This is a genomic window from Bartonella sp. CL436QHHD (assembly GCF_042195105.1).
In the GTDB taxonomy this organism is placed as follows: Bacteria; Pseudomonadota; Alphaproteobacteria; order Rhizobiales; family Rhizobiaceae; genus Bartonella.
The window spans coordinates 1-17184 of sequence record NZ_JBHINR010000041.1; the positions used below are offsets into that span (position 1 = coordinate 1).

General features: G+C 37.9%; 10 protein-coding genes. 1 reads left to right on the forward strand and 9 read right to left on the reverse strand.

The window, feature by feature from the left end:
* From ACFIKN_RS06005 to ACFIKN_RS06035, 7 genes are all read right to left on the reverse strand, one after another.
* A partial coding sequence (locus tag ACFIKN_RS06005; RefSeq protein ID WP_375658070.1) for an autotransporter outer membrane beta-barrel domain-containing protein occupies positions 1-3244 on the reverse strand: 3244 nt, incomplete at its 3' end.
* A 158-nt stretch (positions 3245-3402) separates the two neighbouring features.
* Positions 3403-3759, reverse strand: a complete 357-nt coding sequence (locus tag ACFIKN_RS06010) for a hypothetical protein (protein WP_375658071.1) — start codon at positions 3757-3759, stop codon at positions 3403-3405.
* A 15-nt stretch (positions 3760-3774) separates the two neighbouring features.
* Complete coding sequence (locus tag ACFIKN_RS06015) at positions 3775-3960, reverse strand: hypothetical protein (protein WP_375631529.1); 186 nt, start codon at positions 3958-3960, stop codon at positions 3775-3777.
* Positions 3950-4252, reverse strand: a complete 303-nt coding sequence (locus ACFIKN_RS06020; RefSeq protein WP_375658072.1) for a hypothetical protein — start codon at positions 4250-4252, stop codon at positions 3950-3952. Before ACFIKN_RS06020 ends, ACFIKN_RS06015 begins: the two co-directional genes overlap by 11 nt.
* 42 nt (positions 4253-4294) lie before the next feature.
* Positions 4295-4447: a hypothetical protein gene (locus ACFIKN_RS06025; RefSeq protein WP_375643614.1), complete on the reverse strand. Its 153-nt coding sequence runs from the start codon at positions 4445-4447 to the stop codon at positions 4295-4297.
* Positions 4432-5121 (reverse strand): hypothetical protein, encoded by a 690-nt coding sequence (locus tag ACFIKN_RS06030; RefSeq protein WP_375658073.1) that lies wholly within the window; start codon positions 5119-5121, stop codon positions 4432-4434. Before ACFIKN_RS06030 ends, ACFIKN_RS06025 begins: the two co-directional genes overlap by 16 nt.
* A 1114-nt stretch (positions 5122-6235) precedes the next feature.
* Positions 6236-9535, reverse strand: coding sequence for an autotransporter outer membrane beta-barrel domain-containing protein (locus ACFIKN_RS06035; RefSeq protein WP_375658074.1), 3300 nt, complete (start codon positions 9533-9535; stop codon positions 6236-6238).
* Positions 9536-9755: 220 nt separating this feature from the next.
* Here ACFIKN_RS06035 and ACFIKN_RS06040 point away from each other — a divergent pair, with 220 nt between their 5' ends.
* Positions 9756-9956, forward strand: coding sequence for a hypothetical protein (locus ACFIKN_RS06040; protein ID WP_375658075.1), 201 nt, complete (start codon positions 9756-9758; stop codon positions 9954-9956).
* A gap of 23 nt (positions 9957-9979) precedes the next feature.
* On the opposite strand, the gene ACFIKN_RS06045 is transcribed toward ACFIKN_RS06040, so the two are convergent.
* A complete protein-coding gene (locus tag ACFIKN_RS06045; RefSeq protein ID WP_375658076.1) occupies positions 9980-12664 on the reverse strand; it encodes an autotransporter outer membrane beta-barrel domain-containing protein in 2685 nt (894 codons plus the stop codon).
* A gap of 1173 nt (positions 12665-13837) precedes the next feature.
* Positions 13838-16963, reverse strand: a complete 3126-nt coding sequence (locus tag ACFIKN_RS06050; protein WP_375658077.1) for an autotransporter outer membrane beta-barrel domain-containing protein — start codon at positions 16961-16963, stop codon at positions 13838-13840.
* Positions 16964-17184: the final 221 nt, after the last annotated feature.

Genomic DNA, 17184 nt, shown 5'->3' on the forward strand with positions numbered 1-17184 from the left:
CAAACGGTGCAGGCATAGGTTGCACAGCAGAAGGGTCCTCCGGAACAGTTGGTACAGAAGGACGTGCAGGTTCAACAGGGGTAGAAGGAGTGGGGACAGAATCTGGAGATGAAGTGTCCTCCGGAACAGAGAGCTCAGATGGACGAACCTCATCAGTAGAATCTTCAACTGGAACAAACGGTGCAGGCATAGGTTGCACAGCAGAAGGGTCCTCCGGAACAGTTGGTACAGAAGGACGTGCAGGTTCAACAGGGGCAGAAGGAGGGGGGACAGAATCTGGAGATGAAGTGTCCTCCGGAACAGAGAGCTCAGATGGACGAACCTCATCAGTAGAATCTTCAACTGGAACAAACGGTGCAGGCATAGGTTGCACAGCAGAAGGATCCTCCGGAACAGTTGGTACAGAAGGACGTACAGGTTCAACAGGGGCAGAAGGAGGAGAAACAGAATCTGGAGATGAAGGAGATACCGGAATAGAGGGCTCAGATGGACGAACCTCATCAGTAGAATCTTCAACTGGAACAAACGGTGCAGGCATAGGTTGCACAAAAGAATGGTCCTCCGGAACAGTTGGTACAGAAGGACGTGCAGGTTCAACAGGGGCAGAAGGAGTGGGGACAGAATCTGGAGATGAAGTGTCCTCCGGAACAGAGGGCTCAGATGGACGAACCTCATCAGTAGAATCTTCAACTGGAACAAACGGTGCAGGCATAGGTTGCACAAAAGAATGGTCCTCTGGAATAGAGGGCTCAGATGGCAGAACCTCATCAGTAGAAGGAGCCTCTGGAACAGTTGGTACAAAAGGAACTCTAGGTTCAACAGGCACAGAAGGAGTGGGAACAAAATCTGGAGATGAAGGAGATACCGGAATAGAGGGCTCAGATGGCAGAACCTCATCAGTAGAAGGAGACTCTGGAACAGTTGGTACAAAAGGAACTCTAGGTTCAACAGGCGCAGAAGGAGTGGGAACAGAATCCGTAGATGAAATATCCTCTAAAACAGAGGGCTTAGATGGCAAAACCTCATCAGTAGAAGTTTCAACTGGAACAAGCGATGCAGGCATAGGTTGCACGGAAGAAGCGTCCTCTGGAACAGAGGGGACAGAGGGAAGTACAGGCGAAACAGGGGCAGAAGGAGTGAGAGTAGAATCCGTAGGAATAAATGTTTCAGACGGCTCAGATGTTTCAGGCAAAGAAGGTGTAGATGGTATAAGCGGTGGCTTAACAGAAGGAGGTTGTTCAGGCGCAATAGTCTCTGATGGCCGTTCAGAAGGTATAGTTTCTTCTTCAGATTTAGGTGGTAAAACTGTGGACGTAGGCTTAATAGACGGAACTGAAATAGATTCAGAAGGATCTAATTCAGGATTAATGTAAACACTTTCGAGACGAAAATCCCAAAAATCTCCTTCCCCTTCAACCAATCTATTTTCGGGACTTGCTTCTCCAGAAGAAGAACCAGGACCATAAGCACGAAGTTTATATTGATAAGGAAATCCATTTATCGCAACATAATCATTCAAAAGCTTAAAAGTATCTTCCTTTGCTTTTCCAAAAACCTGAATAATCGAAACACTTTGATGACTTCCGTCAATCACGTTTGTATCTGAAGCTTTTTGAAATTTTTCCATTCCAATGAGCGTGGTTCCCAAAACATCACCATAGATTAAAACGCGATCAGTTTTTTGAGGATCAAATGAACCATCATTATTCATAAATGTGCTCATCTTAATCCGAGAATTACCTTCCGCACTGTATACTTTATTGTATACGTCATCCACACCCGCTGTTTTACCAATATCATCTAATGCATAAACATCTTCTTTATTGTATATTTTCTTTCCAATATGCAATGTTTGATAATCTTGAGAGACATATTTCTCAAAAACAAGCGTACTATCAAGGAGACTCAAAGTAGAAAGCGATGAAACCGTAACATCCTTTTCTTCTAAACCTTGATATTTACTTTTAGTAAGATACCATGTTGAACCATTTTTTAACTGTAAATCTACGCGAGACCTATCTTCAATGCGCACTCCCCCTATAAGGGTTGAAGAATATGCTTGAACAAGAAGAGAAGAATCTTTTTCAGTTTTTATTAATAAGTCACCAGAGATTTTTGTATCGTCCAACAGTTCAAGGGTAGCTTTAGCCCCAAAACCATCAGTCCCAGTGCTATAAATGGCGATACCTTCTGGAACTGTAAAGTTTGTCTTTGATAACTGAACAAATGCCTTTCCTATAATGATATTTCTGCCTTGTAACAACATTTCATTAGTTGAATCAGCTATTCTAAACCCTTCCTCTGGTTCTAATCCATAAAAATACAGACCATGTACTCCTTTACCCTGCACAGAAACATTGGATTTGTTAATCTTAATATTTGTCTTCTTAAATTCATCCGATGAACTAAATGCTTTCCACAACAACTTTTCTTTATCATTCACATCAACCGAAGAATTTTTCACCAAAAAACCATGCATATCACTCAGTTCAATAGAACTATTACTCAACTGAACATTACTTCCTTGAGAGACATCGAAAGCTTCTGGTATTTTATCAAAACCTTCCTCATCGACGATAGTAGTTTTTTGTTTTCCTTTACCCTTAATGATAGTACTATCGAAATTATACCCTCCCCCATAAAATGATGAAAATCTACCTTTCCCATTAAATGTAACAGTACTGCCTGACATCCTAATCTTTGCACCAAGTCTACTCACAAACCCGATATCTTGCAGGTTGTCTGGCTCAATCTCAATCTTTACACGCACTAAAGCAATATCCGCTTCTTCACCCAATGCATACATAGCGTGAGAAGTTTCCGTAATTGACCCATCTGTCATGCTAATGACCGCATTTTCAGCATGAAGAGCACGTACATTCTTAAAATTTGAATTTTTTAGATTAAGACGCGCACCATATTTTGCATATGCACCATATGTCAATATTTGACCTGAATCATCGCCATAAACATTTATCTGAGATGCATCAACAACTGTACCTGCTTTTTCTACATATATAGCCTTAATAGGAGCAGAATCAGGAGCATGTTCTTGAGAACTTTTTAAATTATAAGTTTTATTTTCAAGTGTATGTTTTTTACCATCACTGCACGTATAAAAGCTCCCTGTTTCATCACAGGGAGCTGCAAAAGCATGAAAGCCAGCATTAATATTTACAACCCAAAAAAAAGAAAAAGCAACTGTTGTAAAAGTCAACCTATAATTTTTAAATATATTAACCATAACTCTTTTGCAAATCCTTCTCCCCCGCTTTATTTAAAAGTGAATGAGATCTGAAATAATGTTAAGTTAAACATATGAATAGTTTTAAGTATAACAAATAAATACTTGCTTTGCAATTCATAAAATACTATATATTTATGTAAATGTTATTATATATTTCAGAATATACATAAAAGCGTAGTGTAAACCGCATGAAAAATCATCTCTGAAAAACCAGTTTTACTAAGACGATGCTGATAGGTTAAATCTCCGTGCAATAAAAAATTTGAAGATAACTGAGCATTACCCCCCATTCCAGCTTCTAGAGAAGAACCAAAACCCCCTAATTGGAATTCATCTCCAAACTGTACACGTTGTTTTCCTCCAAAACTCATGGCAAGATGAAACTTGCCATTGAAAGAAACAACAAGAGCCTCTTCAGAAGCAGCAAGCGTCTTTCTTAAAGACCCGCCAACACGCATCACCCACAAATCAAGTTTTTCTATTTCAATATCAAACGCCTGATCAAACCGCACATTTTGATAAACAACCTAAACCTGCGGTATCAAAATAACCCCTTTATGTCCTGTCATAAATGACTTACCCGCAATCAATAAAGCACTCAAAGGTGTTCCCTTCAATGTTGTTGTCTTGCCTCTTGCTTGCGTGAGAACATTCCCTTTAAATAAACCATAGGAAAAAAGACCCTCGATATAAAAGCCTGTATCATACTGCATGCTGCCATATGTGTAATAGACCATTTATCAAATGTACTTTTTTGTTTTCTTCAACATCTTGAGGTTGTAGAGAATTTTTTCCATCATTCCCCATTATTCCAAAGCTTAAAGTGTGATGTGTATCCTCAATCGCATTGAGCAAAACACTTGCCTCTATAGCGTTATAATTCAAATTTCTACCATAACCATATTCAAGCGCAGACAGATCAGAAACATAACGATAACTTCCACCGTAACCTCGCGCAAAAAGAGCAGGATTTTTTACCTTTTTCTCCCAAAGTCCCAGCAGCAATACGCAATGTTTCCAGCTGTTTATTGTGATTGTTCATATCCATCAAACCAACCTGAAACAAGCATGAGGCATCGATAGATATGCTGAAACTTGTGGGACAACAGCTTTAACGCCCTCTTCAGGGTAAAGAACAGAAGCATCATGATCAGCTAAAACATTATTATGATGAGTATGAGTACTTAAAGAATGAGACACATCATTTTCCAACCGCATATGATGCAGATGAGAAAGTTTCTGAACATATTCAGCTTCAAGTCGGAAATCCCAAAAATCTCCATTATACTCAATATTTTTCTCTTTAACGGATCCATCCCCACCTTTACCTGTCTATGAGAAAAATTGGGACCATAAGCACGAACACTATATCGATAAGGCGCTCCTCTTAGAGCAACATAATCTGTTGTTAATTTAAAGGAATCATCCGCAGCCTTTCCATAAACCTGAACAATTGAAACACTGAGGCTGTCTTTTTTATCGTCTTTTTGCTTACCTTTGCTCTGGTTCTTTATTTTTTTTGAAGCCACTGTAACATCGACAATATGCACCTTACTTTTTCCATAAACATCACCATAGATAAGAAGTTTATCAGCTTTTATTCCCTTGCTTTTACCATTTGCAGTAAGATATGCATTAACATATAAGCGTGCGTCCTCTCCTACAACGTAAGCATGATCTAAACCATAATCATCATCCAATCTCCTAACACGAAGTGTCTGATAAAAATCATTTCTTGGTTTCTGAAAGAAAATAAAACTATCAATAAGCCTTACAAAGAAAACAGATGAACCTACACAATATGGAGCTTTTTTATGATTATTTTCAAGCGCATTTTTATTTGCTCTTACAGTCCATAGAGATTGATTGAACAACTCAACACTATCATAAAAACCTTTCTCAACATGTGCCCTTCCTGCAAGAAAAGACGCATAGGCATCAAGAACGATAAATGAATTATTTTTGACATCTAATAACCGATCAGCAAAAAATACGCGAACCCCTCTAATATCGTAATATAAGGATACCTCCTAGCATCGTTACTATAAATAGCCGTACCATTGGGAACATAAAGAGCAGTTTTTTTAAATCGAACTTCGCCTAAACTTGTAAGAAGCACTCCCTCTTGATATTCGTGTTGCGAAGTACTTCCTCTAAAATGCAAACTATGAACCCTTTGTCCCTGAAGAATGATCTCTGAGTTTTCAAAAGAAACCAAAGACATAGAACTATCTCGAAACTCAAATGACCTTTCCTTAAAAACCGGTTTTGCACTTTCAATCGCTATGTCATGAACATCAGAAACCTGAATCTTACCTTCATCAAAGAAAAAAACCGCTCTGCTTCACACCAAACACAGATTGAGATAACTTGGCATTTCTACCACTTTTCTTTTCGCTATTTCCTATAATAGAACTCTTTTTAAAAGAAGTTTTATTGTCTTTTGACACAACCACTGCTGATGTAATCTTCTCAGATCTATTTAATTCTAAAATTCCACCAATTCCTGAAACGCCTTTTCCCCTTTACTTTTTTCCGGCTTAATAACTATGTTATGAGATTGTATTGTAAAAATAACACCTGTAGTCCTTCCTATCCAATCCACTCATATATAACTTATTACGACTTCCAAAAGTACAAGCAGCACCAACTGTATCACACGAATACGATTTAAAAAGAGAATTACATGAGGGTTTATAACCTTCTGCACTCACATCTATATTGTGCGCGAAGAAAAAATAGAGGTCGTAAGAAAACACACACATGGCGTTTTAATACTTTAATCATAATTTAGTCTAAACTTTCTTTATTTTATCTTCATAAAAAATCGAAAAGACACCTCTGGTTCATCTACTTATTATTCTTATTATGTGCCGTCATAATAATTTGTTTTGTATTATACATAAAGTCAAAAATCAGAAAATAACACTATAAAACCATGCTTTATACTTATATTTTCCACAAAGGATATATTAAAGGAAAATACAATTAAAAGTGATAGCTTAATCCACCAGAAAAATGCGTTCCAGAAAATCCGGCATTCGTAAATTTATGCTGATAAATCAGGTCGCTATGAAAAATAATTTTTGGAGATAATTGCGAAAAAACACCAAATCCAGCTTCTAAAGAAGACCCAAAGGAACCAAGCTGGAAGGCATCTTTAAAATATACAAATTGTTTATCATCAAAACTACGAATGAAATGAAGCTTACCATAGAATGAAAGAACATGTGCATCTTTAGTAAATGTAAGTGTCTTCGTTAAATACCCACCAATACGCATCCCCCAATGATCTGGGCTTCGCATATCAATATTAAAATTATCAATATCACGAGTCTTATGAAACTGGAGATTTTGATAAACAAACTGAACTTGTGGTTCAAAAATAAAATATCGGCTGCCGATCATAAACGTTTTACCAGCAGTTAAGGAAACACTTAGGGGCTTACCTCTCAATGTAGCTGTTTTACCTCGCTCAAGTGTGAGAACATTTCCATTAAACAAACCATAAGAAAAGAGACCATCCATATAAAGACCCGTATCATGCTGCATGCTTCCATATGCCGTGATTGTCCATTTATCAAATATACTTTCTTGACTTTGTTTAACCTTTCGAGGCTGCAAAGAAAGCTTGCCATAATTCCCCATAATCCCAAAAGATGTCGTACTGTATGCACTTTCGATTTTCTTGAGTAAAATATTTGCCTCTAGTGCATTATAATCAAGCTCACCGCCATAATCACCATATTTAAGTACAGATAAATTTGAAGTATAACGATGATGTCCACCGTAACCGCGTAAAAACAAAGCGGGATTTCCATCATTTTTCAATAACCGACCAGAAACAGTTCGCAGCGATTGCAACTGCTTGTTTTGATTACTGATATCCATCAATCCAGCATAAAATAAGGTATTTGGCACAAGAATATAAGTCAGAACCTGGGGAACAACGACTCTCACATTTGGCTCAAAATGAGAAGAAGGCTCAAAAACAGATGCCGGAACAGAAAAACTAGACGCAGGTGGTGCAACAACAGAAGGAGAGGGTGAAACATGCGGCGGAACAAGTGAACCAGATGCAACTGGAGTAACAACAGAAGGAGTGGGTGAAACATGCGGCGGAACAGGTGAAACCGATGCAACTGGAGTAACAACAGAAGGGGTGGGTGAAACATGCGGCGGAACAAGTGAACCAGATGCAACTGGAGTAACAACAGAAGGGGTGGGTGAAACATGCGGCGGAACAAGTGAACCAGATGCAGGTGGTGCAACTGGATTAGATTCAGCAATAGCGGGAATAACAGGTGCAAGAGAGGAAGGAGGATGGGGGATCTCAAGCACAAAAACATCAGATACATTAGGTGTGGTCGTAAGATGGAAATCCCGATCAGGAGAATCTACAGGAGAAGAAAGACTTGGCTCCTGAGGTTTTTGCCTAGAGTTAGAATCAATAGAACCATCCTCTCCTCCAGTAATATTAGGATGAATTTTAGGAAAAGAAGGAATATCATCAGAAGAAGGAGGGACAACCAAATCAAGAACGGGAAAAACTTTAGTGGGATCAAGAGAGGAAGAATCAACAAATTGACTTTCGAGGCGGAAATCCCAAAATGTTCCAGAGTTTTTAAGCACTCTTTGATTTGAATCTGCTGCCCCTAAAGTAGAGTCTGGACCATAACTCTTAAGATGATACTGATAGGGGGAGGCTTCAAGTGTGACATACCCCCCCTTTAACTGAAAAGAATCTTCAGCAGCTTGTCCATAAACCTGAATAATGGAAATCCCCTGATTATTACCACCATCTCCCGTCAATGCCCCTGAGCTTCCAGGAACACTATACACATGGACTGTCGTCTTTCCTTCAAGATCACCATTGATTAAAAGCCGGTCAGTTTTTTGCTCTTGCAGAGCTCCCCCTTTATCCAAATATGCATTAAGATAAAGAAGCGCATCGCCTTGTGCACGGTAAACAGTCCCCGATCCTTTTCCGATAAGAAGTGTCTGATAACCATCAGTCGTTTTGGATTTTAGTTCTTTAAAAATAAGAGAACTACCCATAAGATTGACCGATGAAATGAAGGAATAGTCCCCTAAATTAGAACCAGACGCATCAGAATTTTGCAATTTGTCATATTTTGGTCGCGATAAAATCCATTTTGAACCATTTTTTAACTCTATCTTAGCCGTAGAACTTCCATCAACATGTGCGCCTCCTACAAGGGTAGAAGCATCAGCCTCAATCTTTACATTGGAATGCTCAACAGCTTTCAGGAGTGAATCACCAGAAACTGTTGAATGTTGTGAGAGTTTAACAAAACTTTCGAATTGGCGGCTGTAAATAGCCGTACTTTCTGGAGCCATAACGGTTGTCTTTGTCAAATAGACAGTCCCTTTTCCAGGCATAATTGTTTTTTTATCATTTAAGACAGCTTCCCAAAAAAAGCGCATGCCATTAAATGCATTCCCTCTCACAAAAACATTGGAATATTTGATATGAGCAGTATTATTATCATTCCCCTCCAAGGCAATACCATGCGCTCTAATGACATTAACGTTTCCCTTCTGGAAATTAAGAGAGCCTTTCCCCTGCAGCATACTAAAAGCAGAAGCTTCGCGATGATTACCTGTATTTGTCCCCTGTTTTCCCCTCCCCGTAATAGAAACACCATCTAAATTAATTTCTCCATCTCCTCCTGTTTGGACACCAATACCACTGGTAAAATCAATTTTTCCTTCTTTCATATAAATTTTTGCACCATTATGACTCAAAAGACCTATCGCATCAGAAGATGTCTTAATCTCTGTCTTGGTCAAAGAAACAAACGACCCTTTACCCGCAACACTGATCCCCATTCTGGTTGCTTTAATCACCCCATCCTGCATCTCAAAAGCCCCCTCCTCATTAACATCGCCCCCTATCGACACGTTATTTAACATGGAATCAAATAGAGCAACGCCTCCCCCATTTGAGGACTTTACAGCTGTTGTCCAAGCGTTTGTTTCTGAATGTCCATGTGCATTCGAAACACCGTTAATGATTATAGCCTCTCCCTCAATGACTGTATCTTTCCCTGATGCCTCTATGGCAGCATCAGAACTTTCACCCGTAAGTTGATAAGTTTTCTTGGAAATTTCATGCGTTTTACCATCATTACAGCGATAAAATGAAGCACTTTCGTTACATGAATATTGCTTCTTCTCAGAAGAAGTCTCACCTGCATTAGTATTGTATACAAAGAAAAAAATAACCGTTGTAAAATTACATAAAGAGAGATGATTTTTAAACATAATTTTCTACAAACTTTCTTCCCCTTCCCTAAAAACAAAAAAAACGCGTTCTGTTTAATAACTTTGGTTACGCGTAATAATTTAAAATACGTTTTGTATTTTATATATCGACCACATGTTTTATGTAAAGCCAGAATCTCAAAATATCACAATTTAAAATTGTATTATTTATAAATACGCGTAAAAATATAAATAGAAATAAAAATTCTACCCCAAAGCGATGGTTTCAAGAGAATTTAATAAAAATACACTCAAAGAAGAAAAACAGCATAAAAAGCGAAAACTGCAAACCAGAAAGCCTTATCTTGTTTCTAAAAAGGAACAAACTCGCTCATGCAAAAAAAACATTTTTTTAAAAAGCTTATTTAAAAAGTTGCAAACAAATAATAAAAAGCCACAAGCTATGCTTGTGGCTTTTTAAACAACTTACCCCAAGATGATCACCTAAAAACGATAGCGCAATCCACCAGAAAAACTGATTCCAGAAAAACCACCTTTGCTCAACTTATGCTGATAAACCAAATCACCATGAAGCGCAAATTTTTGAGACAAGCGAGCATTAAGACCTAATCCAGCCTCTAGAGAAGAACCAAAAGCCCCTAATTGGAAAGAATCTTTAAAGCGCACAGCTCTTTCTTTGCCAAAATCATGGGCAAAATGAATCTTTCCATAGAAAGAAACATCACGATCTTTTTCAGACGCAGTCAGAGTCTTCATCAAACGACCACCCACACGCACCATCAATTGATCAAGTTTATCCATCTCAATATTAAAATTATCAATATCGCGGGCCTCATTAAATTGAAGATGTTGATAAACAACCTGAACCTGTGGATCAAAAACAACACCTTCATATCCTGTGGTAATTTTCTGACCACTCATCAAGGAAACACTTAAAGGGTTACCCTTCAATGTTGCAGTCTTACCCCGTGCAGTTGTCAGAACATCTCCCTTAAACAGACCATAGGATAAAAGACCATCAACATAGAATCCTGCATCATGCTGCATACTGCCATAGACTGTAGCAGTCCATTTATCAAATGTACTTTTTTGGCTTTGTGCAACATCTCGAGGCTGTAGAGAAAGCTTTCCATAAGACCCCATAACCCCAAAGGATATAGCACTGTCAACATTTTCAATTTTTTGTAGCAAAACACCTGTCTCTAGCGCATAGTACCCTAGATCTCCCCCATAACCATATTTAAGCGCAGATAAATCTGAGACATAACGATAACTTCCACCATAGCCACGCAAAAATGAAGCAGAATTTTCACGAATTTCCAACATTCCACTAGGATGAGTCCGTACTATCTCCAACTGCTTGTTTTGATTGCTGATATCCATTAAACCAGCATGGAATAAACTATTTGGCAAAAGCAGATAAGTTGGTACCTGAGGAACAACAGATCTCACACCTCGTCCAGATGGGAAAACATTTTCAATCTTAGAAAGACTATCCGCAAAAGACGCCGGAACAACATCACCAGAAGACGCACGTGCAGGAAGTGTACGCTCAGAAACCATAGAAATATGCCTATAATCAGTAAATGACTGAACATTCCGGCTTTCTAGGCGAAAATCCCAAAAATCTCCCTTACCTTCAACAAGCCTTTGAACAGAATCCGCTTTTCCTAAATGGGATCCTGGACCATAAGCATAGAGCTTATACTGATAAGGCAAGCCCTCCAATGCAACATAATCACCATCTAACTGAAAAGATTCCTCCTCTGCTTTTCCAGAAACCTGAATAATAGAAATACCCTGGTTATTTCCACCACTCCCCGTTTTCCCTCCTGGACTTCCTGAAACGCTTTGCATATGTATTATTGTTTTTCCTTCAATATCACCATAAATTAAAAGCCTATCAGTTTTCTGATTTCTAATCGCTCCCCCCTTATTTAAATATGTATTAAAGTAAATATGCGCATCACCCCGCGCTTGATAAACAACACCTTCTCCTTTTCCAATACGAAGTGTTTGATAATCACTCATTGTATTGTCTGTGTTTTTTTCAAAAACAATAGAACTATCAATAAGCTGCATCAATGAAACCAATGAATCACCTATAGAACCAAAGTTGCGTAATTTTTCATTTCCTGATTTTGACAGCGATAAAGTCCATTTAGAACCACCTGTTAACCGAAATTCAGCAGAAGAGCTTTCATCAATATGCACTCCCCCGACAAGCACAGAATCATTAGCTGAAATCTTTACTAAAGCGCCCCCTTCAGCCTTCAACAATAAATCTCCAGAAATTTCAGATTTTTCTAAAAGTCTAATACGACCACCGGATTTGTTGCTATAAATAGCTGTACTATATGGAACTTTAAAAGAAGTCTTTCTCAAATACACCTCCCCTCGCATAGGTAAATTCGTCTTTGGCAAACTTCCAAATAAATCTTTCTCCCCGAAAAAAGTATAGGAATCCTTTTTTACAGAAGCGCTTTCTGTGTGCTTTTTTCCAGCTTTTTCGCCTTCCACAAAGCGTATGCCATAAGACACATCACTATTTACGGAAACGTTAGAATGTACAATATCAACCCAACCTTCTTTTCCCAGCAATGATATACCGTGGGCATTAGCAACCTTAACGTTACTTGCCCCGTAATAAATAGAACCACCTTCTTGGGTCATCTGAAAAGCTGAGCCTTGTTCATGATTGTCTAAATCTATCTCCTGAATACCATTATCGATAATATAAACGCCCCATAATCCAACTTTTCCCCATTCTCCTGTATGAACCCCAATACCACGAGACAAATGAATTCCTCCACTTCCTATCTCAACATTTCCATAATTATCCGCCTTTATACCATACTTCCAAAAGTTTTTTTTCAAATCAGTATTTTTATCCGAAATATCAGTAATAAATATATTTTGCCCATCCACCAATGTATCTTTTCCAGATACTTCTATGGCCACTTCTTTAGCTTTATTTTCCTCAGTTTTCTGATAAGTTTTATCATGAATGACATATCTCTTACCATCAGCGCACCGAAAAGGTATAACATTTTCAGAACAAACGACATTTTCAAAATAAATTGCATGCACATCAACATTGTGTGCAAAAAAAAGAAATGCTGTTGTAAAAGTACATAAGGAGAAACGTTTTTTAAATAGATTTACCATAATTACACCACAATTACGACCCACTACAGAGCAATACATAACGTATAAAAAACTTAATTAGAAAGATTTAATACATTTTGATTTAAAAACAAGAGGATTATTAATATTTTTTGTGTTTTATGTAAATATGAAATTAAAAAATTACTCGAAAATACAATCTAAATCTGTTGCTTTTACAAATAATTTGCAAAATATAACTGAAAAACGACAGAAAAATCACCTTTAAAGTTGTTATTCAAAAACACCCTTAATCAGTTAACATGCATTAAAAACACCTACTTAACTGCTGTCTAATCACCCCCCAGAGCTGACATAATCAACATCCTCACGATAGATCTTATATTGAAACAATATGTACTTTGTAAGCAGACAAAACATATGCCAAAATTGAGAAACAAGAGTTTACATATGCATTTTTAGGCAATATTCATGGCAAGATAGCCTAATTAAAGGGTAAGAACATGTAAAAATCAGTTCCGATTTTACTATCTCCTTTTAATTCAACTTTACAACAGTCGAAAGCATTCAGAGCCGTACTTTTAAAAAATGAAGATGACACATGACTTCATCCTGTTATTTATCGAATTCCTTTGAAGAAAACATATTTTCCAAAACAATATATCATTGTGTTTCTCATTCACCAATTTTCTCAGATATATCTCATTATTTCCATCCCCATTTCACAACGACAGCGGATATAATATAAAGTTCATCGGATACAGCCCTCATTGCGCCTGAGTAGCATTTTTGTCTTTGCCAATTTCTAATATTGTAAATCCTCTCCTCTTAACATAATTCCCAAAATTATATTGACCCTTTCTTAAATGATTATCCACTTGCCAATCTTACATATAATAGACAAAGGAATGCTTTTTATGGATTCATCATAAGAGCATTGAAAATATTTCAGCGCCCTAAATTAAAAAATATCTTTATAAATCAAAATATTATAAATAATATAATAATCACTCTGAAATACGCATTTTGAAACAATAACGTACAAACTCTTCAGACTTTTCAAAAAAATGAAAGAAGTCCAACCTAAAAGCATATTAAAGATATGCAAAGTCACACTCTCGTAAAAATGCTATAACACAAGATGAATAGAGAATGAGAAAAGCCACAAGTACAACTTGTGGCTTTTTGAAAGATTAATCAAAAACAGGAACAACACTAGAAATGATAACGCAATCCACCTGAAAAACTCGTTCCAGAAAAACCAGCTTTCGTTAGTTTGTGCTGATAAACCAAATCGCCGTAAAGCGCAAATTTTTGAGACAATTGGGCATTAAAACCTAACCCAGTTTCTAATGAAGAACCAAAAGCACCTAGCTGAAAAGCATCTTTAAAATGCACAAATTGTTTTCCTTCAAAACCATGAGCAAGATGAAGCTTGCCATAGAAAGAAATAACTTGAGCCTCATCAGTAGCAACCAGCCTCTTTGTTAAACGCCCCCCAACACGCCCTATCCATTGATGAAGCTTTCCTAAATCAATATCAAAGCCGTCCACATCACGCACCTTATTAAATTGAAGATATTGATAAACAACCTGAACTTGAGGATCAAAAACAAAACCGTCCTCTCCTACCATAAATGTTTTACCAGCAGTCAATGAAGCACTTAAAGGATTTCCCTTTAATGTTGCCGTCTTGCCCCGTGCGGTTGTTAGAACATCACCCTTAAAAAACCCATAAGACACAAGACCATCAACATAAAAACCCGTATCATGCTGCATACCACCATATGCTGTAACTGACCATTTATCAAATGTACTTTTTTGACTCTGCTCAACATTCAAAGGTTGCAAAGAAAATCTCTCGTAAGCCCCGATAATTCCAAAAGAAGTGGAACCATACGTATTTTCGATTGCTTTCAGCAAAACACCAGCCTCTAGTGCATTATAATCAAACTCGCCGCCATAACCATATTCAAGCGCAGAAAGATTTGAAGTATAACGATGATTGCCGCCATAACCGCTCACAAAAAAGAAAGGATTTTCACGACTTTCTAATAAGCCCCCAGAAGCAATTCGCAAAGCTTCTAATCGCTTATTTTGATTGTTAACATTCATCAAACCAATATGACGTAAGGCATTAGGCAAAAGGAGATAAGTCGGAACCTGCGGAACAACAGCCTTAACGCCCGGCTTAGGACGAGGATGAGGCTCCGGAGCTGGTTCTGGAGAAGGGACTGGACCTGGAATTGGGTCAGGATCTGGTTTAGGTTTAACATCAGAATCTATCGATCTACTTTCAAGGCGAAAATCCCAAAATTCTCCGTTCCCTTCAACTAATCTCTGATCCATACTTGCTTTTCCAAACTCAGATTCTGGACCATAACTATAAAGCTTATACTGATAAGGTAATTTATCTAATGCTACATAACCACCTTCCAACTGAAAAGAATCTTGCTTTGCTTCTCCAGAAACCTGAATGATTGAAATACCTTCAGCATTCCCCCCCTTTCCCGTATATCCTCCTGGACTTCCTGCAACTCCATGCACTTGGAGCTTTGTTTTTCCCGAAACATCACCATGAATTAAAACACGATCAGTCTTTTGATTAATAAGAGCACCACCACTATTCAGATATGTATTAAGAGAAATAGAGGCACCGCCCTGTGCTTTATAAACTTCACCCTTTCCCTTTCCCACACGAAGGGTTTGATAATCATCAACAGAAGAAGATTCGTGTCTTTTAAAATTAATAGAGCTCTCATCCATAAGACTCACGAGTGAAATAGAAGAATCATGTGCAGCCTCGTGTTGATCTTTTTGCAACGGTTGTTGTAAAATCCATTGAGAATGACCTCCCAAATAAAGCTCAGCATTAGAATTTTTATCAACGTGTGTGCGACCCTCAAGAGTAGAAGCATCCGCCAAAACTGTTATAGAAGCACCTTCCTCAGCTTTTAATAAAAAATTCCCTGAACGAAGAGTGCTGTGTACCAACCCCACCGCACCAGAAATCATGTTTTTACCATAAAGAGCCGCATCGTCTAAAACAGAAAACTCTGTTTTATCCAAATTAACAACTTCTAATCGTGGTGGAACTTTTTCTTCCTCTGATGAAATTTCTTCTTTTTTATCCCCACCTTCACTCCATGGCTTCTCTCCCCGAAAATAGATACCATAAGATCCCTTACCATTTACGGTAACAGAAGAGGATTTCATATTAACTTCAGTCACAGGAATCTTTGAATCAGAATCCTCATTTGATAAATCTTTAACTTCCTGACGAGGAATAGAATTGACTATATTTTCTAATAATATGCCATGGATACCCCCACCAGTACTAACAATAGTACCCTCTAAATTAACAGCCCCCCCTAAATCCATATGCACAACCGCACGATCCTTACCTTTATCACCCTTCCCAGTAATTTTAACATTCTCGAGATTTACTTTTCCACCTAACATCGAAGAAATCCCATGGCTGTTCATAAAATCAACTGATCCACCTGACATCCAAATTTCTGAATGATCATAACTTAAAAGACTTGCATTCCCATTAGCTGTCTTAATTTCTGTATCTTCTAAAAGAACAAACGATTTCTCTGTTGCATCAACACCCTCATGACTTGCCTTAATCTTTCCATTTTTTACCTCAATCACGCCATCACTCGCACGAAGGGCTATAACTGTATTTTTGATAATCGGATCTTTCAAAACAATCTTACCGTTCTCTAATACATGTACCCCCATTAGAAAAGTTTTATCAGCAACTTGACTACTAACCGTTACATCCTCTCCGCGAACTTCTGTACCTATTCCTTTCACCGTTATAGCAGTAGGATTTTCAGGATAATTGGAAGCGTTCTCATTCGTAATCTTATAAGATTTATTATCAATTTTAGGCTTCCCTTTAGACTCCCCGCAATTATCGCATATATAATACAACCCATTATAGTAATAAAACCCACGCTTTATACCTCTTTCATCAAAGCCTGCATCTTTAACAGAGTTATCTATATGACCATTATTCGATCCCTCCATTCCACTCAACCCACGATAATCACTTCCCCCACGAATACCCTCATCGTTATTGCCAACAGGAATCATATTAGGAGGATAATAATTCTGCCCACTCTCTCCACTAAGGGGAGGCTTATACGCATTACTCCCACTAAGATGAGGACCAGAAGTAACACTAATACCGTTAATCGGAGTAACAGTTATAACATAAGGTTTACCGACCTCCTCTGTAGCGGCATACACTTCTCTTCCATTTTGAAGCAAAGAGAGGATAGCGGTTGTACAAGCACATAAACATACATGATTTCTAAAAACTTTAATCATAGTTCCCTCGAAACTTTCCTTCCCCTCTCATTAAAAACAAAAGCACTTACAAAACACCCCATTGCACACCTCAAAAATACGAAAAGTGTAACAAAAGAACATGCCTCATGCTCATCTGAACTGTGCAATGAATTATCCCAATAAATTTGGCAAAAGCTCTACGCCAAAACCACCTATAAGAGAATAGTTACAAAACACACTTTATGAGTGTATAATGCATT

Bases quoted from the DNA above. Each gene is read 5' to 3' on its own strand.
- ACFIKN_RS06050 (WP_375658077.1), bottom strand. From the start codon at position 16,963: ATGATTAAAGTTTTTAGAAATCATGTATGTTTATGTGCTTGTACAACC.
- ACFIKN_RS06015 (WP_375631529.1), bottom strand. From the start codon at position 3,960: ATGCAGTATGATACAGGCTTTTATATCGAGGGTCTTTTTTCCTATGGT.
- ACFIKN_RS06045 (WP_375658076.1), bottom strand. From the start codon at position 12,664: ATGGTAAATCTATTTAAAAAACGTTTCTCCTTATGTACTTTTACAACA.
- ACFIKN_RS06035 (WP_375658074.1), bottom strand. From the start codon at position 9,535: ATGTTTAAAAATCATCTCTCTTTATGTAATTTTACAACGGTTATTTTT.
- ACFIKN_RS06040 (WP_375658075.1), top strand. From the start codon at position 9,756: ATGGTTTCAAGAGAATTTAATAAAAATACACTCAAAGAAGAAAAACAG.